A 22,198-nucleotide genomic window follows, 5' to 3' on the forward strand; every position below is an offset into this window, starting at 1 on the left:
GCGATATATCGCGTTACCGTGTGGGCTGGATCATACGCTCACCGGGCCGCCGGAGCGCGGCGTCCCCACACTGGGAGTGAGCCGAACCACACCAAGACGCCCATCACGGGAGCACTCACATGCCAGGCGCCATTCACGCGGAAGGTCTGGTGAAGACCTTCGGCGACGTACGAGCACTGGACGGCGTGGACCTCGACGTCCCCGAAGGCACCGTCCTGGGGCTCCTCGGCCCGAACGGCGCCGGGAAGACCACCACGGTGCGCGTGCTCACCACGCTGCTGCGTCCGGACGGCGGCCGGGCGGTCGTCGCGGGGATCGACGTCCTCAAGCACCCCAACGAGGTGCGCCGCGCCATCGGGCTCTCCGGCCAGTTCGCCGCCGTCGACGAGTACCTCACGGGCCGCGAGAACCTCCACATGGTCGGCCGGCTCTACCAGATGTCCGGCAGGGCGGCGAAGGCCCGCGCGGCCGAACTGCTGGAGCGCTTCGGCCTCGCCGACGCCGCCGACCGCCCCGCCAAGACGTACTCCGGCGGCATGCGGCGCCGCCTCGACCTGGCCGCCGCGCTCGTCGTCTCCCCGCCCGTGATGTTCATGGACGAGCCGACGACCGGCCTCGACCCGCGCAACCGCCAGGCCCTGTGGGAGGTCATCCAGGAACTCGTCGCGGGCGGCACGACGCTGCTGCTCACCACGCAGTACCTGGAGGAGGCCGACCACCTCGCCCACGAGATCTGCGTCGTCGACCACGGCCGGGTCATCGCCCGCGGCACGGCCGACCAGCTCAAGGCCCGCACCGGCGGCGAGCGCGTCGAGGTCGTCGTGCGCGCGCCGGGCGGGATCGCCGCCGGCCGCGAGGTGCTCGCCGGGTTCGGCCGGGGTGGTTCCGTCACCGTCGAGGAGCACACGCGCAAGCTCACCGTGCCCGTCACCGGCGGCGCCAAGCTGCTCGCCGAGGTCATCCGCGAGCTGGACGCCCGGGGCGTCGAGATCGACGACATCGGCCTGCGCCGCCCCACCCTCGACGACGTGTTCATCTCCCTCACCGGCCACGCCGCCGAGCGGCAGGACGACCCCGACGCGTCCGCCGCCCCCGCCGCCCCTCGCAAGGAGCCCGTGAAGTGACCGCCGCCACCGACACCCCGCGGCTCGCCGCGCCCCGCCCGCGCGGCGGCGTCGTCCAGTCGCTCACCGACTCCCTGGTGATCGCCCGGCGGAACCTGATCCGCATGACCCGCATCCCCGAGATGGTCATCTTCGGGCTCATCCAGCCGATCATGTTCGTCGTGCTGTTCAGCTACGTCTTCGGCGGATCCATGAACATCGGCGGCTCCACCGACCCCTCGGTGTACCGCAACTTCCTCATGGCCGGCATCTTCGCCCAGACCGTCACGTTCGCCACGGCCGGCTCGGGCGCGGGCATCGCGGACGACATGCACAAGGGCCTGATCGACCGGTTCCGGTCGCTGCCCATGGCGCGCGGCGCCGTCCTCACCGGAAGGACCCTCGCCGACCTCGTCCAGACGGCGCTGACCGTCGTCGTCCTCGCGGTCGTCGCGCTGCTCGTCGGCTGGCGCGTCCACGCGGGCGTGCCGAAGGCGCTGGCCGCGTTCGCGTTGCTGCTCCTGCTGGGCTACGCGTTCTCCTGGATCGGCGCCCTGATCGGCCTGTCCGTACGCACCCCGGAGGCCGCCACGTCCGGCGGGCTCATCTGGCTCTTTCCCGTCACGTTCGTCTCGAACGCGTTCGTGGACGCGAGCCGCATGACGCCCTGGCTGCGGCACATCGCCGAGTGGAACCCGTTCAGCGCGACCGTCCAGGCGTGCCGCGAGCTGTTCGGCAACCCGGGGGTGTCCCCGTCGGACGCCTGGCCCATGCAGCACCCCGTGTGGGCCTCGGTCATCTGGTCGCTGCTGATCATCGCCGTCTTCCGCACGCTGGCCGTCCGCAAGTACCGCTCGGCCACCTGACCGCGGCCCGGGGCACGGCGAAGGGCCGGTCACGGCGAAGGGCCGGGCGGTGCCACAGGGGCGCCGCCCGGCCCTTCGCCGTGCCGGGGTGCGGGCTCAGCCCTGGTACGGCTTGGCGTCCAGGATGCGGACCGACGCCGTCTTGCCGTTCGGCAGCTCGTACTCCGCGTCCTCGCCGACCTTCTTGCCGTTCACGCCCGAGCCGAGCGGCGACTGCGGGGAGTACGTCTCGATGTCGGAGCTCGCGTACTCGCGGGAGGCCAGCAGGAAGGTCAGGGTGTCGTCCTCGTCACCGTCGAAGGCGATCGTCACGACCATGCCGGGGGCGACCACACCCGTCGCGGCGGGAGCCTCGCCGACCTTCGCGTGCTCCAGGAGCTGGGTGAGCTGGCGGACCCGCAGCTCCTGCTTGCCCTGCTCCTCCTTGGCGGCGTGGTACCCGCCGTTCTCGCGCAGGTCCCCCTCCTCGCGCGCCGCCGCGATCTTCGCGGCGATCTCGGCTCGCGCGGGACCAGACAGGTACTCCAGCTCGGCCTTGAGCTGGTTGTACGCCTCCTGGGTGAGCCAGGTGACGTTGTCGCTGGTCTGGGTCACAGGTGCTCCTCGTCGGTGCTGGGTATACAAAGCATCGCCCTACCAGAAGCATGCGGCCTTACCGGGAGGGCGAAACCACGAGCCTAACAATTACGTGCCCGAAGGGGGAGGACGAATGTCACGGACCCGGTGACGCCGCAGGTCGCACGGGGTCCGGCGCGCCGCCGGGGAGGCCGCGCGTCAGTCCGCGACGCAGCCGAGGAGCTGCGCGGCCGTGGCCGACTCCGTCGTGCGGACGGTGATCACCTCGTCGACGCGCGACGCGGCCTGGTCGAAGCGGACCTCCTTGCGGCCCACCTCCGCGCCGCTCTCCGCGAGGGCCCGCACCGTGCAGTACCCCTTCGCGCCGTCCGCCTTGCGCACCTCCAGGTGCACGTCCACGCGGTCCGCCGCCACCACATCGAACTTGATCATCTCGGCGCTGACCTTCTGGCCCGCGACGTAGTCGTAGCCGAACCACCCGACCAGGGCGAGCAGCGCGACGCCCAGCACCGAGCCGACGATCGTGAGCCGCCGGTCCGTGCGCGCCTCGGCGGCGCGGCCGTACCGGCCCTCGGGGAGCCGCTCGCCCGTCACGCCCATGATCGTTCCTCTCGTACGCCGAACGACGGAATATCCCCCGCGCCGATTCCGTCACTATAGAAGCCGAGCGACCTGACCAAATCATTGAGGACCAGTCTTGACTGAGCAGCTGCGACTGATGGCCGTGCACGCCCACCCCGACGACGAGTCGAGCAAGGGCGCGGCGACGATGGCCAAGTACGTGTCCGAGGGGGTGGACGTGCTCGTCGTGACGTGCACGGGCGGCGAGCGCGGCTCCGTCCTCAACCCCAAGCTCCAGGGCGACCCGTACATCGAGGAGAACATCCACGAGGTGCGCCGCAAGGAGATGGACGAGGCCCGGGAGATCCTGGGCGTCCAGCAGGAGTGGCTCGGCTTCGTCGACTCCGGCCTCCCCGAGGGCGACCCGCTGCCGCCGCTGCCGGAGGGCTGCTTCGCGCTGGAGGACGTGGACAAGGCCGCGGGGCGGCTGGTCAAGTCCATCCGCGCGTTCCGCCCGCAGGTGATCACCACCTACGACGAGAACGGCGGGTACCCGCACCCCGACCACATCATGACCCACAAGATCACGATGGTGGCCTTCGAGGGCGCGGCCGACGCCGAGAAGTACCCGGAGTCGGAGTTCGGCCCGGTCTGGCAGCCGCTGAAGCTCTACTACAACCAGGGCTTCAACCGCCCGCGCACCCAGGCGCTGCACGACGCGCTGGTCGAGCGCGGCCTGGAGTCGCCCTACGGGGAGTGGCTGAAGCGCTGGCACGAGTTCGAGCGGTCCGAGCGCACGCTCACCACGTACGTCCCGTGCGCCGACTTCTTCGAGACGCGGGACAAGGCGCTGATCGCGCACCGCACGCAGATCGACCCGGACGGCGGCTGGTTCCGCGTCCCGATGGAGGTCCAGAAGGAGATCTGGCCGACGGAGGAGTACGAGCTGGCCAAATCCCTCGTGGACACCACCCTCCCCGAGAGCGACCTCTTCGCGGGCATCCGGGACAATGCCTGACATGAGCGCACACCAGGCACTGACCCAGCTCGTCCCCCTCGCCGCCGAGCTGGACAAGAACAAGGTGACGCCCGGCGTCCTCGGCTTCATCGTCTTCGCCGTCATGGCCGTCGCCGTGTGGGCCCTGATGAAGTCGATGAACCGGCACATGAACCGCGTCGACTTCGAGGAGTCCCCGGAGAAGCCGGGGTCCCCCTCGACCCCGGCCAAGCCGGCCGCCCAGGAGTGACGGCCACGGCGGGGTCCCCGTACCCGGTACGGGAACCCCGTCGCGCCGTGCGCCCCGTGCCCCGGGGCGCGGCAGGTCTTCTCGGCGTCCGGGCGGAGCCTCCGGCAGGATGGGGGCATGGCGAACCGACTGGCCCGTGAGACGTCCCCGTACCTGCTCCAGCACGCCGACAACCCGGTCGACTGGTGGCCCTGGTCCGGGGAGGCGTTCGACGAGGCCCGACGGCGCGGGGTGCCCGTGCTGCTCAGCGTGGGGTACAGCTCGTGCCACTGGTGCCAATGCACTTACTGAACCTGTAGGCGCCTACCAAGCGTGACGCCATAACGTGGTGACATGAGCGCTGAAAGTGACGATCTCAATGCGGAGATCGATGCCTGGACGCAGGAGCGCCTTGCCGCCTCACCTGACTGCTCCACGGAGAAGTGGGCGAGCGTCATGGCGATCTTGGAGCCGGGCTACCCGGAGTGACCTGACCTCGGAACACGCCGCAGGAAGAGACCTGCTGGAGACCGCCCTCAAGCTTGTAGGCATCGATGCCCGTCGTCGGCAGCCGGTCTCCTTCCCAAGACGCCCTCTGGGGGCGCCCGACGCTACCCTCCGCGTGTCTCGAGTTGTGCAAGGGTTGAGCACAGAGCGGCAGGCGTGGAACAGCGATTGCAGGCTCACCGTAGACCAAGAGGGAGCGCAATGCCGAAGGTGCCTGAGAGTCGGCGCGTTGGGCGTATGGCCGTGAATGAGGTGCGTGCGCTGCTGGAGCGGCACGGGCACATTGTGCAGGAGGTCGACGGCGGTAACGACCACGGTGAGGACCTGCACGTCACCTTTGTGCAGAACGGCGAGCGAACAGCAGACTCCATAGCCGTGCAAGTCAAGGGCGGGGTCTCGACGCGTACCAGAAGGGGCCATCGCGTCCGAGTCGGGGATCACGGGGGCAACTGGCGCGACGGTAGCCTGCCGGTGCTCTGTGTCGTCCATGATCCTGATCGGGGTGGCCTCTTCTGGGCCAATGCGACCCGTCAGCTCCGCCGAGCCGAAGCGCTGCGCAGGACGCTGAAGTCTGTTGTCATCTCACGGGAGTCCGTGCTGGACGACGACACCATCGGGGATTTCGTGCAGAGCATGAGGAGCTTCCTGGTTTGGGAACGTCAAGGGGTTGGCCGTTGGGCTGAAATGGCGGACGTCGAGTTCACTCCGAACGACATCGTTAAGCCCTTCGAGAACGAGTGCGGCGAACCCATGGTCTTCTGGCAGCAGAGTGGGGAGCCATTCGCAGTCTTGCTTCATCATGATCTCGACTGGGATCCCGTGCGCGTTCAGGAGACAATGCTCCGCTTTGATCCCATCCCGATGATCGGCGGTGTCATCCTCGACAGCGCGGAAGCGCACTGGCTCATGGGATGCTTCAAATCCACGGAGGGGTGGCGCCGACCGGTCGAGGAGAGCGATCTTGCCTGACTTTTGAGGTTCCTTGGAGCTGCTACATCTGACGTTGCACTGCGCACTTCCATGCCTCATCAGTGCAGGTGAGCTGAAGAGCGCAGCGCCGATCGTGCGGAACCACGCGTGGGGTGGTTACTCACGTCCGCAACTGCTCGGGCAAAGGCACGGAAGGTCAGGACCCGCTCGGGGGCACTCAGGCCGCGCAGTGCTGACAAAAAGTCGACCAGAAGGGTAAGTGGGTAGATGGCGCGCTGGAGGGCGAGTGCACCAGCGCAGATCACGGTAGACAGCAGTGCCACGGTCACGATGAGAGCCCTTTCAGAGTGACGGCGCACCGCCTGGTGCGCTGACGCTCATACAAGGCTGCGTGGTACCGGGACTCCGAGGAGCTCTGTGCGCCAGAGTGCTCGAAGTGCCTGGTCAGGCAGATAATGTCCGGACTTCCGGTCCGGATTCGTACTGGGAGTTGTGTGTCACGCCTACATCAGGACAGAGCGAGAGCGCTGGCTGCTTGGTAGGACTCGACTCTCTTGTCGTAGCGGGTCGCGATGCCACGCCATGCTTGAGGCGGTTGAAGCATCGCTCCACGACGTTTCGTCGTTCGTGGAGTTCCTTGTCGAAGCGGGGCGGGCGGCCGCCCTTGCTACCGCGCCGCCGGAGCCGGCTGCGGATCTGGTCGGCCCGCTCGGGAACGGCGTGCGGGATGCCTCGGCGTCGCAGCCAGGTCCGAATGGCCCCGGAGGTGCAGCCCTTGTCGCCCAGGACGTGGCGCGTCGTCCCGGGGCATCCCGGCCCGATCCGTGGGACCCCTATCGCCTCATCACCGCGGTGAACCGCGTGCAGTCGATGGTGTTTCCACCCGTTACAGCCCAGCGCATCGCAGACCAGGTGGATCGAGCTGGTCAGTCCTCCTCGGAGCGGCCGAGCGCCGGGTCGCGGAGCCCCTCACTTCCGAGCCCCCGACGGCATGCTGGTGAGCGACTACGACGGTGGAGTCCACCGGACACCTGCCAGTCGACGTCACCGGCCGCGTCCGCCCCCGGCCTGTGCGGCCCGACGTAACCCCCGACCGTGATCCACCCCTCGGTATCAGTATGTGAGGACCTGGTCTAGCAGGGTCACGTCAATGCACGAACCCTCGGGTCGGATCGCGAGGCGGCACGTTCCCAAACTCCTCGAACCATCCTTCGGGCCGTAGGTCTCCGATGCCCATGCGCTGGTTGAGCGGGTCGTCGGGGTGTTCCAGGCCCTGCATTAGCGGGTCGTAGAGGAAAAGCACATCGTGGTCCTGAAAGAGCAGATCCGAACAGATGGACCAGTCATAGTCGCCCCGCTGCTCGGGGAGCCCTCGGGTGAACTCAGCCACCAGATCCGGTTCATCACATGTCATTGCCGAAGCGCTCTGCAGGGCAAAATGGAGTGCCAGTTCCTCTGCCGCGCAGCGTGGTTCAGGGGAACGTCCGAGGGCGATGTCTTCGTTGAGATCGTCCAGGGCTCTTAGCATCCTGCGTCGCCAAGATCGTGGCTGGCCCCACGTGGACGCTGGCAAGCATGCGAAGAAGATCCCAAAGCTGTTCGGGGAGATCGGCTGGTCACCCAATTCATCCAACTCTTCATGAGCCATATCGGCGAGGATCTCCAGGTTGCAGCTGAGGATGCGCGATGTACGGGGCGTCATCTGCCATGGTTCTTCGTCCTCCTCATCCCATTCGACGTCTGGGTCCCAGGTTTCCGAACCTAGCTCGTGGCCCTTTTCGGGCCGGTAGATTCCTGGAGCGTTAAAGGATGCGGTCGCTACCGCATCTCCGCCCTCTGCAGCGCGGACATACCACTCATGGGCTTCGTCGTTCTGCCTGCGCCGCTGAGCGATCACGCCCCTGAGCCGCATGGCAAGGGCATCCCCCTGGCCTGCGGCTCTCTCGTAGCAGGCAGCTGCTTCGTCCCATCGTCCTTCGACCTCGTGCAGGGCACCAAGGGCTCGGGCCTGCAATGGAGTTCCTGTGTCAGATACCGTTCGGTACCACGAGGACCAGGTGTGTTCTGGACGTCGTTCGCGCTGTACGAACCCAAGGTCGTGCATGGCGGCATGGTCACCTTTGGCCGCCAGTGGAGAGAAGCAGCGCTCGGCGAGCACCAGGCGGCCGAAGCGGAAGGCGGACCGTCCGACAGGCAGCAGTTCGCTACCGCCGTTCGCGTGCGTGACTGCCGCCTCCCATACCTCGTCAGGGATGTCCGCCGCTTCGACGGCGTCGGCAGCGGCATCCACGAGGTAGTCGAATGGCCGCCAAGCTTCTGCGGTATCTGTGGCAATCAGCATTCCCGCGACACCGAACTGGATCTCGGTCGCCCACGTCAGAGCCTGCTCAGGGCTCTCGGCTCGGAGACGGGAGACATCCCCGGCAGTGAGATAACACGTGGATAACGCCAGCAGGGTCTCAGTGGGCAGAGGAGTGGAGATACCGGCTCGCGCAAGGTCGATGGCTGCCTGAACCAAGGCCGCGCCACGGGTATGGCCTTTCGGCTGACGTCTGGTCGTCAGGAACTCTTCGAGCAGCTTCGGCCCGGCTGCGAGGTATTCCGCGATGCCGTGAACGCCGTGGTGGCGGGCGGCGTCAGCAAGACGCATATCGCGGTTCGGGTTTGCAAGGTGCGCGCGGAGCCTGCTCATTTCTGCCTCGGACCACTGTCGGTCCAGTACGAGGGGCTCGATGAGGTTCAGGACCCGGGATCCGAGGCGACGCGCAGACGCCACGCCAGCTTCCGTGCCTCTCAACGCGCGCTCACTGTAATTGCCGTACACCTCGGAACGCATGGTGGCCATGACCACAACGCGTTGCTCCAGGAGGGCGGACAACATGCCTTGATCGAGGCCGCCAGGGAGGAGGAATCGGTCGAGGTCATCCAGCCAGAGCACCCACTTCCGATGGCGGGGTCTCGGTAGAGATATATGCGATAGCACAGGGCTCAGGTCGCTTGCCGCAGGCGGTGCGATGATCCAGTAATCGGACAGGTCGCGTCGTACAGCCTCGAAGGCGCACCGTGATTTTCCGGCCGTGGAATCGCCGACCAACAGGACGAGGCCACCGTTCTCCCTGGCTTCTACCAGTTGAGCCGAGACTGTGCTGTCCACGTCCCGTGGCACATAGATCGGTAGTGGTGGTGCACCCTCGAGGCGACTCGTTCGGTGTACGCCCAGTTCAAGGGGCTTGGCGTCAGCCACCGGGCGGATCGGGATCCGGACTGTGCCTACCGTGATGTGACGCGATTCTTCCTGTGCCGGAGTGGGAGTCTTGGCTCGCGCCGCGCGCAGTAGGCGGTCCCAAACTGCCGGGTCGGCGAGTGCGGCAGGGAGGACGAGGTTTCGCTGCCGAGCCAAGGTGTCGACCGCACGGAGAAACTCTCGAAAGAGCTTATTTGTCGGTATGTGCTTTCCGCTTCGCCAATCGCTGATGCGCTGCACGGACAGGGAAGTTCGACCAAGGCGATCCCTGCTCGCAGAGCAGATGGCGGCTGGCTTAGGGGAGCCGGACGCGGCGAAAAGAGCCTCCAGGTGCTCCCGGAATTTCTGCTTTCCCTTGTGCTCAGTCATAAGGAAATGATCTTCCAGCGCTGTCAGATGGCTCCCAGGTCGACAGTGACGGAGAAGGGCACGGCAGCCTTGATCGTGCCGGTGAACATCTCGCCGTCTCTGTAGGCCTTGGTGGCGGGGTCGAGAACATAGGTGTAGATGATTGGGACACCAGTGGCGGCCTGCTCGACCCGCCAGTAGAAGGGGATGCCGGCCTTGGCGTACTGGTCCACCTTCACGATCCGGTCGGTGGTCTCCGAACCCGGCGACACGACCTCGACCACCAGTAGCACGTGCTCGGGGCGAGTAGGTGTGAGGTCGATGGTGTCCGCCCGGTAGACGATGACGTCCGGACGGCGGTTGGTGAGCGTAACGTCCTGCAGACGGATGTCGACGCCCGTGTCGGCGTTCCAGTCCGGGCCCGCGGCGGCGTCGAGGGTGTTGGCCAGGATCCGCGCCAGCCGGTTGTGCCGCTTCGAGACGCTCGGGCTCACGACGACCATCCCGTCCACGATCTCGATGCCGGCGCACTGCTCCTCGGACCAGGAGTCGTACTGCTCCGCGCTGATCTGCGAATGCATCCACGCGGGCGCCACCATCTCGGCGGCCATCGTGTACCTCCTTCGAGGGGCCTCGGCAGGTCCAGCGCTGCTGCGCCCAGCCTACTGTTCCGGGGTGCCGGACCGCCCGACTCGGACGAACGCCGGGAAAAGTTCGACACCGGCCCCGAGGGCGAGGAGCCCCCCGCCACGTGATGGCTCACAAGTGCAATTCGGCCAAGCGAGGCGGGCGCGTGAGGGTTTCGCCGGTCGCGCCAGGTGCTGTGAGAGGCTGGGTCGTATGAACCGGTTGGCTGGTGTGACCTCGCCTTATCTGCTGCAGCACGCTGAGAACCCGGTCGATTGGTGGCCTTGGGAACCGGAGGCGTTCGAGGAAGCGCGACGGCGCGATGTCCCCGTTCTGCTGTCGGTCGGCTACTCTGCGTGCCACTGGTGCCACGTCATGGCGCACGAGTCGTTCGAGGACGAGGCGACCGCCGCGTATCTCAACGAGCACTTCGTCTCCGTCAAGGTCGACCGCGAGGAGCGGCCCGACGTCGACGCCGTGTACATGGAGGCCGTGCAGGCCGCCACCGGGCACGGCGGGTGGCCCATGACCGTGTTCCTCACGCCCGACGCGGAGCCGTTCTACTTCGGTACGTACTTCCCGCCCGCGCCCCGCCACGGCATGCCGTCGTTCCGGCAGGTGCTGGAGGGGGTCGCGGCCGCCTGGCGGGACCGGCGTGACGAGGTGGGCGAGGTCGCCGGGAACATCGTGCGGGAGCTGTCGGGCCGGTCCCTGGCGCTCGGCGGCGACGACGGCGTGCCGGGCGAGTCCGAGCTGGCGCAGGCGCTGCTGGGGCTGACCCGCGAGTACGACGAACGGCACGGCGGCTTCGGCGGGGCGCCCAAGTTCCCGCCGTCGATGACCGTCGAGTTCCTGCTGCGGCACCACGCCCGCACCGGCTCCGAGGGCGCGCTGCAGATGGCCGCCGACACGTGCGAGGCCATGGCGCGCGGCGGCATCTACGACCAGCTCGGCGGGGGCTTCGCCCGGTACTCGGTGGACCGTGAGTGGGTCGTGCCCCACTTCGAGAAGATGCTCTACGACAACGCGCTCCTGTGCCGCGTGTACACGCACCTGTGGCGGGCCACCGGCAGCGACCTCGCCCGGCGGGTCGCCCTGGAGACCGCCGACTTCATGGTGCGCGAGCTGCGCACGCCCGAGGGCGGGTTCGCGTCCGCGCTGGACGCCGACTCCGACGACGGCACGGGGCGGCACGTCGAGGGCGCGTACTACGTGTGGACGCCGAAGCGGCTGCGCGAGGTGCTCGGCGAGGACGACGCCGCGTACGCCGCGCGGTTCTACGGCGTCACCGAGGAGGGCACCTTCGAGGAGGGCGCGTCCGTGCTCCAGCTGCCGCAGGGCGCCGGGGTCGTGGACGCCGAGCGGCTCGACCGGATCCGGCGGCGGCTCCTCGCGGCGCGGGACGAGCGGGCCAGGCCGGGCCGCGACGACAAGGTCGTCGCCGCGTGGAACGGCCTCGCCGTCGCCGCGCTCGCCGAGACCGGTGCCTGCTTCGACCGCCCCGACCTGGTCGAGCGCGCCATGGAGGCCGCCGACCTGCTCGTCCGCGTGCACCTCGACGAGGGCGGGCGGCTGGCCCGGACGTCGAAGGACGGCCGGACCGGGGCGAACGCCGGCGTGCTGGAGGACTACGGCGACGTGGCGGAGGGCTTCCTCGCGCTGGCCGCGGTCACGGGCGAGGGCGTCTGGCTGGAGTTCGCGGGCCTCCTGCTCGACATCGTGCTCGACCGCTTCCAGGGCGAGGGGGGCGCGCTGTACGACACGGCGCACGACGCCGAGCCGCTGATCCGCCGCCCCCAGGACCCCACCGACAACGCGGCGCCCTCCGGCTGGACCGCGGCTGTCGGCGCGCTGCTGTCGTACGCGGCGCACACCGGCTCGGAGGCGCACCGGACCGCCGCGGAACGGGCGCTCGGCGTGGTGAGGGCGCTGGGGCCGCGCGCCCCCCGGTTCATCGGCTGGGGCCTGGCGGTCGCGGAAGCGCTGCTGGACGGCCCGCGCGAGGTGGCGGTCGCCGGTCCGGCGGGCGACGCGGCCACGCGCGCGCTGCACCGGGCGGCGCTGCTCGGTACGGCCCCGGGCGCCGTGGTCGCCGTGGGGGAGCCCGACAGCGACGAGTTCCCGCTGCTGCGTGACCGGCCCCTGGTCGACGGGGGCCCGGCGGCGTACGTCTGCCGCCACTTCACCTGCGACGCCCCGACGACCGACCCGGCGCGGCTGGCGCGGCAACTGGGCGGTCACTGACCCCCGGGTGGACCCCGGCGCGCGGCGTCCCGCGCGCGCCGGGGCCTACGCGCCGGGGCCTACGCGTGCCGGTACGCCACCAGCGAGATGCCCACGTAGTGGACGACGAACGCGGCGAGCGTCAACGAGTGGAACACCTCGTGGAAGCCGAACCAGCGCGGTGACGGGTTCGGCCGCTTCAGGCCGTACACCACGCCGCCCAGGCTGTAGAGCACGCCGCCGACCACGATGAGGACCAGCACGGCGATGCCGCCCGTCCGCAGGAAGTCCGGCAGGAAGAACACGGCCGCCCAGCCCATGGCGATGTAGCACGGCGTGTACAGCCAGCGCGGCGCGCCGACCCAGAACACGCGGAACGCGATGCCCGCAGCCGCGGCGGCCCAGACGGCCCACAGCAGCACCCGGCCGGTGGAGCCGGGGAGCAGGAGCAGCGTCAGCGGGGTATACGTACCCGCGATGATCAGGAAGATATTGGCGTGGTCCAGGCGCCGCAGCACGGCCGTGGCCCGTGGCCCCCAGTTCCCCCGGTGGTACAGGGCGCTCACGCCGAACAGCAGGCAGGCAGTGAGCACGTAGACGCCGCAGGCCACACGGCCGCGCGCCGAGTCGGCCAGGGCGGTCAGGGCGAGCCCCGCCACCAGCACGGCGGGGAACATCCCGGCGTGCAGCCAGCCGCGCAGTCGCGGCTTCACGGGCGTGAGGGGCGAGGTGGCGTCGGCGTCGGCGTCGGTCTGCTCGATCACGGCGGCGGTCATGTCGAAATGCTACCTACGCTCCCGTAGGAGCCGGGACACACGTGGCGATGCTCACGTGAGAGGCCCTCTGGACATATGCGCATTCGCGTCGGATGATCAAATGAGTGCGGTCGGCACCGGATGAGCGCAAACCCACGCAGCGTCCGGGTCGCAGCCCCCACGGGGCAACAACCACAAAACCCTCAACAAGGAGCAACCGTGGCGCGCCGAAACGCGGCTCCCAGCACCGCCCCCACCCAGCACCAGGCCCTCATCACCTGGGTCGACGAGATCGCGTCGATCACGCAGCCGGACCAAGTGGTCTGGTGCGACGGCTCCGAGGCCGAGTACGAGCGCCTGTGCGAGGAGCTCGTGGCCAAGGGCACCTTCAAGAAGCTGGACCCGATCAAGCGCCCCCACTCCTACTACGCCGCGTCCGACCCGACCGACGTGGCGCGCGTCGAGGACCGCACCTTCATCTGCTCCGAGAAGGAGGAGGACGCCGGCCCGACCAACCACTGGAAGGCCCCCGCCGAGATGCGCGAGGTCTTCACCGGTGAGCAGGGCGTCTTCCGCGGCTCGATGCGCGGCCGCACCATGTACGTCGTGCCGTTCTGCATGGGCCCGCTCGGCTCGCCGCTCTCCGCGATCGGCGTCGAAATCACGGACTCCGCGTACGTCGCCGTCTCGATGCGCACGATGACGCGCATGGGCCAGGCCGTCCTGGACGAGCTCGGCGAGGACGGCTTCTTCGTCAAGGCCGTCCACACCCTGGGAGCCCCGCTGGAGCCCGGCCAGGCCGACGTGCCGTGGCCGTGCAACACCACCAAGTACATCTCGCACTTCCCGGAGACCCGCGAGATCTGGTCGTACGGCTCCGGCTACGGCGGCAACGCCCTGCTCGGCAAGAAGTGCTACGCACTGCGCATCGCGTCCGTCATGGCGCGCGACGAAGGCTGGCTCGCCGAGCACATGCTCATCCTGAAGCTGACCCCGCCGCAGGGCGAGGCCACGTACGTCGCCGCCGCCTTCCCCTCCGCGTGCGGCAAGACGAACCTCGCGATGCTGGAACCCACGATCTCCGGCTGGACCGTCGAGACGATCGGCGACGACATCGCCTGGATGCGGTTCGGCGAGGACGGCCGCCTCTACGCGATCAACCCCGAGGCCGGCTTCTTCGGCGTCGCGCCCGGCACCGGCGAGCACACCAACGCCAACGCCATGAAGACCCTGTGGGGCAATGCCGTCTTCACCAACGTCGCGCTCACCGACGACGGAGACGTGTGGTGGGAGGGCATGACCGAGGAGACGCCCGCACACCTCACCGACTGGAAGGGCAACGACTGGACGCCGCAGTCCGGCACCCCGGCCGCCCACCCGAACGCCCGGTTCACCGTGCCCGCCTCCCAGTGCCCGATCATCGCGCCCGAGTGGGAGGACCCCAAGGGCGTGCCGATCTCCGCGATCCTCTTCGGCGGACGCCGCGCCACCGCCGTGCCGCTGGTCACCGAGTCCTTCGACTGGCAGCACGGCGTCTTCCTCGGCGCCAACGTCGCCTCCGAGAAGACCGCCGCCGCCGAGGGCAAGGTCGGCGAACTGCGCCGCGACCCGTTCGCGATGCTGCCGTTCTGCGGCTACAACATGGGCGACTACATGGCCCACTGGATCAAGATCGGGAAGAACGCCGACCCGTCGAAGCTGCCGAAGATCTACTACGTGAACTGGTTCCGCAAGAACGACGCGGGCAAGTTCGTCTGGCCGGGCTTCGGCGAGAACAGCCGCGTCCTGAAGTGGATCGTGGAACGCCTGGAAGGCAGGGCCGAAGGCGTCGAGACGCCCATCGGCATCCTGCCGACGCGCGACGCGCTCGACACGGACGGCCTCGACCTCTCCGAGGAGGACCTCGACTTCCTGCTGAAGGTCGACGCGGACGTGTGGCGCGAAGAGGCGGCGCTCATCCCCGAACACCTCAACACCTTCGGCGACCACACCCCGAAGGAACTGTGGGACGAATACCGCGCACTCGTCTCGCGCCTGGGCTGACACAGCCCCCACCGACCCGCGGCCGAGCCGTACGACAACGCCCTGACCTGTGGAGTCATCCCGGCCGGCCGCGGTTCTTTTCCCCTTTTTTGGGCTCGTTGCGCCTCCGGGGCGCTGTGAGCGGGTGTCGGGAGGGCGAACATGCTCAGCGCTTCGCGCCTGCGCGTGATCGCCCTCCCGACACCCGCGCGCCCCTTCGGCTCCACGAGCGGTTTACGGGGGTGTCCTTCCCCTCCCGGCCGGGCGTCCCTTCGGTTCTGCGCGGCACGGGGCTCCGCCCGGGCACCCTTCAGCTCTGCGGATGGTTCACGGAGCCCCACGGCCTTCGGCTCGTGGGTGGGATCGACCGGGCAAAGGGGTGGCAACCCGGTCCGCGCACCTTCGCGGGCGCGGACCGGGGCCGTTCAGGGGGCGCCGACCAGGCTGTCCTCGCCCAGGACGGCGGCGTGGGCGTCCATGCGCTCGGCGGCGAGGATCGCGGCGGCCGTGTCGGCGCGGGAGGCCGCGACGACCAGGGCGCGCCCCGCGAGGGCGTGAGCGCGGCGGTGCAGCGCGGACGGGTCCGCGCCGGTCAGTCCGGCGTGCCGGGCGGGCGGGGCGCCGCGCAGCCTGGCCACCTGCTGGGCGATGCGCTGCGCGGCGGCGGCGTCGCCCAGTTCGTCGGTGACGGCCAGCAGCGCCGCGAGGTGCCCGGCGAGCTGGATGTCCAGCTCCTCCTCGCGGGAGCGGTGCGGGAACTGGTTCCGGTCGTCGTCGGCCATCCGGTGGACCGACTTGGTGCGGATCGGTTCGTACATGGGATGGCCTCCTGCTCTCAGACAGGAGGCCATCCTACATTGGATTCAGTCTAAAGTTGAGCCCGTCCCAAGTGACGGTGTCAGTGCTGGCTGTAGCCGTCCAGGAAGGTCCCGATCCTGGTCACCGCGTCGACCAGGTCCGTCGTGTTGGGCAGCGTGACGATGCGGAAGTGGTCCGGCTCGTGCCAGTTGAAGCCCGTCCCGTGCACCACCATGATCTTCTCGGCGCGCAGCAGGTCGAGGACCATCTGCCGGTCGTCCTTGATCTTGTAGACGGCCGGGTCGAGGCGGGGGAAGAGGTACAGCGCGCCCTTCGGCTTCACACAGCTGACCCCGGGGATGTCGATCAGCCGCTCGTACGCCGCGTCCCGCTGCTCCAGCAGCCGGCCGCCCGGCGCGACCAGCGCCTCTATCGATTGGCGGCCCTGCAGGGCCGCCGCGATGGCGTGCTGGGCGGGCATGTTCGCGCACAGGCGCATGTTGGCGAGGATGGTCAGGCCCTCGATGTACGAGGAGGCGTGCGCCTTCGGGCCGCAGACGGCCAGCCAGCCGCTGCGGTAGCCGGCCACGCGGTAGTTCTTGGACATGCCGTTGAACGTCAGGCACAGCAGGTCCGGGGCGATGGCGGCGGTCGGGGTGTGCGTGGCGCCGTCGTAGAGGATCTTGTCGTAGATCTCGTCCGAGCAGACCACCAGGTTGTGCCGGCGGGCGATCTCGGTGAGGCCGCGCAGCATCTCGTCGTCGTAGACGGCGCCGGTCGGGTTGTTCGGGTTGATGATGACGAGCGCCTTGGTGCGGTCGGTGACCTTGCGCTCGATGTCGGCCAGATCGGGCATCCAGTCGGCCTGCTCGTCGCACCGGTAGTGCACCGGCGTGCCGCCCGCCAGCGCCACCGACGCCGTCCACAGCGGGTAGTCCGGGGCGGGGACGAGGACCTCGTCGCCGTCGTCGAGCAGCGCCTGCATCGCCATCTGGATGAGCTCCGAGACGCCGTTGCCGAGGTAGACGTCCTCGACGGAGAGGGGGATGCCCTTCGTCTCGTAGTGGCTCATCACCGCGCGCCGGGCCGCGAGCAGGCCCTTCGCGTCGCCGTAGCCGTGCGACGAGCCGAGGTTGCGGAGCATGTCCTCGAGGATCGCGGGCGGGCACTCGAAGCCGAAGGCGGCCGGGTTGCCGGTGTTGAGCTTGAGGATGCGATGGCCTGCCGCCTCCAGCCGCATCGCCTCGTCGAGCACCGGGCCGCGGATTTCGTAGCAGACATTGGCGAGCTTCGTTGACTGGATGACCTGCATGCCCGCGAGCTTACGGTCGCCCGGCCCGCCGCGCCTCGTGTTTTGCACCACGCAGCGGACCCGGTTCTGCACCGCGCCGCGGACCCGGACGGGGCCGGGGCGCGGTCGCGTCACCGGGACGAGGGGGTGGTCGAAAGCGCGGGCGAGGGATTCCGCGGGCTCAGGTGGGTGGACGGGGGAGGCCGGGTAGGTTGGCTCCTCATGTGGTCCTTGAGGAGCGTCGCCGGATGCAGGCGCCTGGGCGCGGTCGGGTCGGTCGGGGTGGCCCTGGGCGGCTGGGCCGCGGGCACCATGCCGGCCCGTGACCCGTGGGGCCTGTGGTTCCCGCGGGTCCAGGACACGGCGCGGCCCGGGGTGCTCCTGGCCCTCGCCGGGCTCACGCTCCTGGTCGTCGCCTGGTGGCGGTACGGGCGGCTGGTCGCCGGCGGCGCCGCCGCGCGCCCCCGGGCCGCCGCCGCCACGCTCGCCTGGTGGACCGCGCCGCTCCTCCTCGCCCCGCCGCTGTACAGCGCCGACGTGTACAGCTACATCGCGCAGGGCGCCATGGTCGCCGAGGGCCACGACGTGTACCGCTTCGGCCCGTCCGTCCTCGCGCCCGACGGGCTCGGCGGGGTGGCCGCCGCGAGCGTCGGCGGGCACTGGACGGACACCCCCGCCCCGTACGGCCCGGCCTTCCTGCTCCTCGCGAAGGCGGTCGCCGCCGTGACGGCCGGGCAGATCGTGCCGGCCGTGCTCGGGATGCGGATCGTCGCCGTCGCCGCGCTCGCCCTGCTGTTCTGGGCGCTGCTCCGGTTCGCGCCGCGCGCCGCCACCGGCGGCGCGCTCTGGCTCGGCGTCCTCAACCCGCTGCTGCTCGTCCACGTCGTCGGCGGGCTCCACAACGACGGGCTGATGGCGGGGCTGCTCCTGGCGGGCACCGCGCTCGCCGTGCGCCGGGGCCGCTGGGTCGTGGGCAGCGCCCTCGTCGCCCTCGCCATGATGATCAAGTCACCGGCCGCGCTCGCGCTGCTGTTCATCGGCGTCGTCGTCGGCCGCGAGACGTCCGGCCCGCTGATACGGCGCGTCGCGAAGGGGCTGCTCGGGCCGGGCGCCGTCGCCGCCTGCGTCGCGGTCGGCGCGACGCTGTGCGCGGGCACCGGCTTCGGCTGGCTGCGCACCCAGAGCGTCGCCGGGACGATCCACACCGCGCTCTCCCTCACCAGCGACCTCGGCGTCGCGCTCGGCGAGTCCATGTACTTCCTGTCCGGCGCCGAACCGGACCCCGTCAAGCGGGCCGTGCAGGCCATGGGCCTCACCCTGGCCCTCGCCCTCGTCGCGTACCTCGCGTCGTGCGTGGCACGCGGCTGGCTGGACCCGCTGCACGCCCTGGGCCTCGCCCTCCTCGCGCTGGTCGCGCTCTCCCCGATGGTCCAGCCCTGGTACCTGCTGTGGGCCGTGCCGCCGCTCGCCGCGACGGCCTGGAACGGCCGCGTCGGCCGCGCCGTCACCATCCTGTCGGCGGGCCTCGTGTACGTGACCGCGCCGGACGGCCGCACCCCCGCGTACGGCTTCGCCCTGGCCGCCGTCGCGTGCGCGATCGGCGCCCAGCTACTGCTGCGCCGCTCCGACTTCGCCGGCGGCGTGTGGCTGCCGTCGCCGCGCCGCGCCGAGGAACGCGAGCCCTCCCGGGCCTGACGGGCCCTTCGCGCCGCCCTACGGCGCCCGCCGCACCGCGCGCCCCGCCAGGACGTCCGTGCGCCGCCCGTCCCGCACCGCGAACCGCCCGTTCACCAGCACGTGCGGAATCCCCACCGGCAGGGTGCGGGGCGCCGCGAACGTGGCGCCCGCCGCGACCGCGTCCGGGTCGAACAGCACCAGGTCCGCCCGGTACCCCGCCCGCACCAGGCCCCGGTCCGGGAGCCGCAGCCGGGCCGCCGGGCGGGACGTGAGGTGCGCGACGGCCTCCTCCAGGGACAGCACGCCCAGCTCCCGCACGTACCGCCCGAGGTAGTGCGGGAACGTGCCGTACGCCCGCGGGTGCGGCTTCGCGCCCTGCAGGATGCCGTCCGAGCCGCCCGTGTGGACCCGGTGCCGCATGATCGCCCGTACGTTGCCCTCGTGCCCGACGTGCTGGAGCACCGCCGTGCCGAGCCGGTCCGCGAGGAGGAGCCGGCGCGCCGCCGCCCAGCCGGGCAGCCGCGTCCCCACGTACCGCTCCAGCGCCGGGTCCGACACGCCCGACACCTCCACCGTGTCCCACGCCACGGGCACGCCGTGGCAGCCGTCCGACCCGGTCACCTCCAGCGCGTACCGGATCCGCTCGGCCGCCGCGTCGTCCCGCAGCCGCGCCAGCAGCGCCTCCGGGCCGCCCTCGTGGGCCCAGCCGGGCAGCAGCGCCGCCAGCGTCGTGCAGCCCGGCGTGTACGGGTAGGTGTCGAGCGACACGTCCACGCCGTCCGCCAGGGCCTCGTCGAGCAGCGCCAGCAGCTCGGGCGCCCGGCCCTCGTTGACGCCGAAGTTCAGCGTGGCGTGCGCCAGGTGCAGGGCGCAGCCCGTCTCCCGCGCCAGGTCGAGCACCTCCGCGTACGCCCCGAGCGCGCCCGCCCCGTACGAGCGGTGGTGCGGGCAGTAGTAGCCCCCGTGCCCGGCCACGACCCGGCACAGCGCGGCCAGTTCGGCGCGGTCCGCGTACATGCCGGGCGGGTACGTGAGGCCCGACGACATGCCGACCGCGCCCTGTTCCAGGCCCTCCGCGACGAGCCGCCGCATCCGGTCCAGCTCGGCGCCGGTCGGCGGCCGGTCCGCCCACCCCATCGCGTACGCCCGCACCGTTCCCTGCGGCACCAGGTAGGCGGCGTTCACGGCGACGCCCTCCCCGCCGAAGCCCCGGTCGAGGCGGTCCAGGTAGCCGCCGACGGTCCGCCAGTCCGGGTCCACGTCCGCCAGGTCGCCGTTCCAGCCGGCGATCGCCGCCCGCACCTCGTCGAGCGTCCGGTCGTCGGCGGGCGCGTACGACAGGCCGTCCTGGCCGAGCACCTCCAGCGTCACGCCCTGCGCGACCTTCGCCTCGTGCGCCGGGTCCCGCAGCAGCGCCAGGTCGCTGTGGGCGTGCATGTCGACGAACCCGGGCGCGAGGGCCAGCCCCGCCGCGTCCAGCGTCCGCGCGCCGGACAGCGGCCGGTCGCCCTCGCGGCGGACCGCTGCGATCCGGCCCCGGTCGACGCCCACGTCCGCCCGGTACGACGGCCCGCCCGTGCCGTCGACGACCCGCACGTCCCGGATGACCAGCTCCACCGCGCGCCTCCCCCCTCGAAGACCGGAACCCGGAGCGTCAGAAGAACGTGCGGACGTAGTCGACGGCCGTCCCGTCCGCCTCCACCACCGGGATCAGCGGCCACTTCTCGAACACCGTGCACGGGTGCGCCAGCCCCAGCGCCACCCAGTCGCCGACCTCCAGCGCCGTGCCCTCCGGGTCCGTCCGCAGCCACGCGTGCTGGTCCGACAGCGCCGTCACCGCCAGCCCCGCCGCAGGGCGGACCGCACCGTCCCGGCCGGACCGCACCCACTGCGGCACGGGCAGCGCCAGGTCGTACGAGACGTCCCGCTTCCCCGCGTTGAGGAACGCCTCGCCCGGGGTGGGCCGGGACACGACCTGTGCCCACAGCCGGAACGCCGGCTCCAGCGCGCCCTCCTCCGGGACGCGGTTGAACGGCGTCAGCCGCTCGTAGTGGCCGTGGTCGTGGGAGACGTACGCACCGGACCGCAGCAGCCGCAGCACGGGCGCCGACAGCGGCGGCACCTCGGCGAACACCTCCGCGACCGCGTCGAACCACTCGCTGCCGCCCGCGCTGAGGACGATCTCCTCGGCGTCCGCGAACAGCCCCGCCCCGTCCAGTTCCGCCGCCAGCCCGACGAGCCGCCGCAGCCACGCCCGCACGGTCTCCGGGGACGCGCCCGGCACCTGCGCCTCGTACCCGGCGACCCCGACCAACCGCAGCGACGCAGCCCGCGCCGCCGCCCCGGCGACCTCCGCCGCCGCCGCGGGCGTGCGCGCCCCGGTCCGGGCGCCCTCGCCGGCCGCCAGCTCGACCACCACGTCGACGGGGCGCGCGGACCCGGCCAGCGCCCGGTCCATCAGCTCGACGCCGCGCACCGAGTCGACGTAGCAGACGAAGCGGAACTCCGGGTCGTCCGCGAGCTGTCCGGCGACCCAGCGCAGCGCGGCCTCGTCGACCAGCTCGTTCGCCAGGAATACCCGGCGCACCCCGAACGCCCGGCAGACCCGCGCCTGGTGGGGGACCGCCACGGTCACGCCCCAGGCGCCGTGCGCCAACTGGCGGGCGAACAGGCCCGGTGCCATCGTCGTCTTGCCGTGCGGGGCGAACGCCAGGCCGTGGCGCTTCGCGTACGCCCCCAGCAGCGCCAGGTTGTGCTTCAGGGCCTCGGCGGAGAGCGTCAGGACCGGCGTCGTGAAGCCGCCGGTGAAGACGTCGCGCCGCTGGGCGGCCAGTTCACCGACCGTCAGGCCGTCCGCGTCCGGCGGGAGGCCCTTGAAGCGGTGGTCGACCCGCTCGTCCGCGAGCCGCGCGGCGAGCGCGTCGGGCCCCAGCGGCTGTCCGGCGGCCATCGGGCCTCCCTTCCGTTGCGTATGGTGCAACGGTCGTTGCGTATTCTGCTTGACGGTGTCTAACATCCGGGCGGACGCCGGGTCAATGGCCCGGGCCGGGCCGGTTCGTCCGGGCCGGTTCGTCCGCGCCGGCGGCCGGACGGCCGCCGTGGCGACCGGCTCGCGGAGCCGAGGGACGGGCGGGGTGGTCATGGCCGACGCGTGGAGCCGAGGGGCGGACGGGCACCGGGCCGATCGGCTCGTGGGGCCGGTGGGACCGGTGGGGTCTGGTGGCGCCGGGAGGGCGGAGGCGTCTTCCTGGACCGCTGGTGGTGCCGGAGGGGCGCGCGGGTGTGGGGAGGATGATCGCGCGGAGGTGTGTGGCGCTGAGGTTGTTCGCCCGGGGACTGGTGGTGCCGGGAGGGGGAGGGTGCCTCCGTGGGCCGCTCGTGGAGCCGAAGGGGCGCGCGGGTGTCGAGGCGGTGATCGCGCGGAGGCGCGAAGCGCTGAGCACG

19 protein-coding genes and 1 pseudogene are annotated in these 22,198 nt (G+C 70.8%); 10 read left to right on the forward strand and 10 right to left on the reverse strand.

What is annotated here, in order from left to right:
- Positions 1-119: 119 nt before the first annotated feature.
- Together AC07D6_RS07830 and AC07D6_RS07835 are read left to right on the forward strand one after the other, a co-directional pair.
- Positions 120-1,124, forward strand: coding sequence for an ATP-binding cassette domain-containing protein (locus AC07D6_RS07830; RefSeq protein ID WP_315875856.1), 1,005 nt, complete (start codon positions 120-122; stop codon positions 1,122-1,124).
- Entirely contained in the window at positions 1,121-1,969 is an 849-nt protein-coding gene (locus tag AC07D6_RS07835; RefSeq protein WP_315875857.1) for an ABC transporter permease, read from the forward strand. The genes AC07D6_RS07830 and AC07D6_RS07835 overlap by 4 nt, the downstream gene beginning before the upstream one ends.
- A 96-nt stretch (positions 1,970-2,065) precedes the next feature.
- Here AC07D6_RS07835 and greA read toward each other — a convergent pair whose 3' ends face one another.
- Positions 2,066-2,563 (reverse strand): transcription elongation factor GreA, encoded by a 498-nt coding sequence (greA, locus tag AC07D6_RS07840; protein ID WP_315875858.1) that lies wholly within the window; start codon positions 2,561-2,563, stop codon positions 2,066-2,068.
- 180 nt (positions 2,564-2,743) lie between these two features.
- Positions 2,744-3,145, reverse strand: coding sequence for a DUF4307 domain-containing protein (locus tag AC07D6_RS07845; RefSeq protein ID WP_315875859.1), 402 nt, complete (start codon positions 3,143-3,145; stop codon positions 2,744-2,746).
- A gap of 97 nt (positions 3,146-3,242) precedes the next feature.
- On the opposite strand from AC07D6_RS07845, the gene mca reads away from it, so the two are divergent.
- The 5 genes and pseudogenes from mca (at position 3,243) to AC07D6_RS07870 (ending at position 5,808) form a co-directional block, all read left to right on the forward strand.
- Entirely contained in the window at positions 3,243-4,124 is an 882-nt protein-coding gene (gene mca, locus AC07D6_RS07850; RefSeq protein WP_315875860.1) for a mycothiol conjugate amidase Mca, read from the forward strand.
- Positions 4,117-4,353 carry a hypothetical protein gene (locus tag AC07D6_RS07855; RefSeq protein ID WP_315875861.1) on the forward strand — a complete coding sequence of 79 codons (237 nt, stop codon included), beginning with the start codon at positions 4,117-4,119 and terminating at the stop codon, positions 4,351-4,353. The genes mca and AC07D6_RS07855 overlap by 8 nt, the downstream gene beginning before the upstream one ends.
- 117 nt (positions 4,354-4,470) lie before the next feature.
- A pseudogene (locus tag AC07D6_RS07860) lies at positions 4,471-4,629 on the forward strand (DUF255 domain-containing protein); the annotation flags it as partial.
- Between the two features lie 57 nt (positions 4,630-4,686).
- Positions 4,687-4,821 carry a hypothetical protein gene (locus tag AC07D6_RS07865; protein WP_479042871.1) on the forward strand — a complete coding sequence of 45 codons (135 nt, stop codon included), beginning with the start codon at positions 4,687-4,689 and terminating at the stop codon, positions 4,819-4,821.
- Between the two features lie 255 nt (positions 4,822-5,076).
- Positions 5,077-5,808, forward strand: coding sequence for a DUF4365 domain-containing protein (locus tag AC07D6_RS07870; protein WP_479042874.1), 732 nt, complete (start codon positions 5,077-5,079; stop codon positions 5,806-5,808).
- Positions 5,809-6,213: 405 nt separating this feature from the next.
- Here AC07D6_RS07870 and AC07D6_RS07875 read toward each other — a convergent pair whose 3' ends face one another.
- From AC07D6_RS07875 to AC07D6_RS07885, 3 genes are all read right to left on the reverse strand, one after another.
- A complete protein-coding gene (locus AC07D6_RS07875) occupies positions 6,214-6,699 on the reverse strand; it encodes a transposase (RefSeq protein WP_479042977.1) in 486 nt (161 codons plus the stop codon).
- Between the two features lie 217 nt (positions 6,700-6,916).
- Complete coding sequence (locus tag AC07D6_RS07880; RefSeq protein WP_479042876.1) at positions 6,917-8,923, reverse strand: SEL1-like repeat protein; 2,007 nt, start codon at positions 8,921-8,923, stop codon at positions 6,917-6,919.
- A 482-nt stretch (positions 8,924-9,405) separates the two neighbouring features.
- On the reverse strand, positions 9,406-9,972 hold the full coding sequence (locus AC07D6_RS07885) for a Uma2 family endonuclease (protein WP_479042878.1): 567 nt from the start codon (positions 9,970-9,972) through the stop codon (positions 9,406-9,408).
- 229 nt (positions 9,973-10,201) lie between these two features.
- Between AC07D6_RS07885 and AC07D6_RS07890 the strand changes: the two genes are divergently transcribed.
- Positions 10,202-12,232, forward strand: coding sequence for a thioredoxin domain-containing protein (locus tag AC07D6_RS07890; protein WP_479042880.1), 2,031 nt, complete (start codon positions 10,202-10,204; stop codon positions 12,230-12,232).
- Between the two features lie 59 nt (positions 12,233-12,291).
- Here the strand turns inward: AC07D6_RS07890 and trhA are convergent, their stop codons facing one another.
- Positions 12,292-12,987 (reverse strand): PAQR family membrane homeostasis protein TrhA, encoded by a 696-nt coding sequence (gene trhA, locus AC07D6_RS07895; protein WP_479042882.1) that lies wholly within the window; start codon positions 12,985-12,987, stop codon positions 12,292-12,294.
- 198 nt (positions 12,988-13,185) lie between these two features.
- On the opposite strand from trhA, the gene AC07D6_RS07900 reads away from it, so the two are divergent.
- Positions 13,186-15,009 (forward strand): phosphoenolpyruvate carboxykinase (GTP), encoded by a 1,824-nt coding sequence (locus AC07D6_RS07900; protein ID WP_479042884.1) that lies wholly within the window; start codon positions 13,186-13,188, stop codon positions 15,007-15,009.
- A gap of 404 nt (positions 15,010-15,413) precedes the next feature.
- On the opposite strand, the gene AC07D6_RS07905 is transcribed toward AC07D6_RS07900, so the two are convergent.
- Both AC07D6_RS07905 and AC07D6_RS07910 read right to left on the reverse strand, forming a co-directional pair.
- Entirely contained in the window at positions 15,414-15,806 is a 393-nt protein-coding gene (locus AC07D6_RS07905) for an SCO4983 family protein (RefSeq protein WP_315879779.1), read from the reverse strand.
- Between the two features lie 80 nt (positions 15,807-15,886).
- Complete coding sequence (locus tag AC07D6_RS07910) at positions 15,887-17,098, reverse strand: pyridoxal phosphate-dependent aminotransferase (protein ID WP_315879778.1); 1,212 nt, start codon at positions 17,096-17,098, stop codon at positions 15,887-15,889.
- A 201-nt stretch (positions 17,099-17,299) separates the two neighbouring features.
- Here AC07D6_RS07910 and mptB point away from each other — a divergent pair, with 201 nt between their 5' ends.
- On the forward strand, positions 17,300-18,772 hold the full coding sequence (mptB, locus tag AC07D6_RS07915; RefSeq protein ID WP_315879777.1) for a polyprenol phosphomannose-dependent alpha 1,6 mannosyltransferase MptB: 1,473 nt from the start codon (positions 17,300-17,302) through the stop codon (positions 18,770-18,772).
- Positions 18,773-18,790: 18 nt separating this feature from the next.
- On the opposite strand, the gene AC07D6_RS07920 is transcribed toward mptB, so the two are convergent.
- Both AC07D6_RS07920 and AC07D6_RS07925 read right to left on the reverse strand, forming a co-directional pair.
- The gene (locus tag AC07D6_RS07920) at positions 18,791-20,371 is read right to left on the reverse strand and encodes an N-acyl-D-amino-acid deacylase family protein (protein WP_479042888.1); all 1,581 of its coding nucleotides are present in this window, start codon (positions 20,369-20,371) and stop codon (positions 18,791-18,793) included.
- A gap of 37 nt (positions 20,372-20,408) precedes the next feature.
- Positions 20,409-21,704 (reverse strand): alanine racemase, encoded by a 1,296-nt coding sequence (locus AC07D6_RS07925; protein WP_479042890.1) that lies wholly within the window; start codon positions 21,702-21,704, stop codon positions 20,409-20,411.
- Positions 21,705-22,198 lie beyond the last annotated feature (494 nt).

Source organism: Streptomyces sp. NPDC045287 (genome assembly GCF_056432325.1).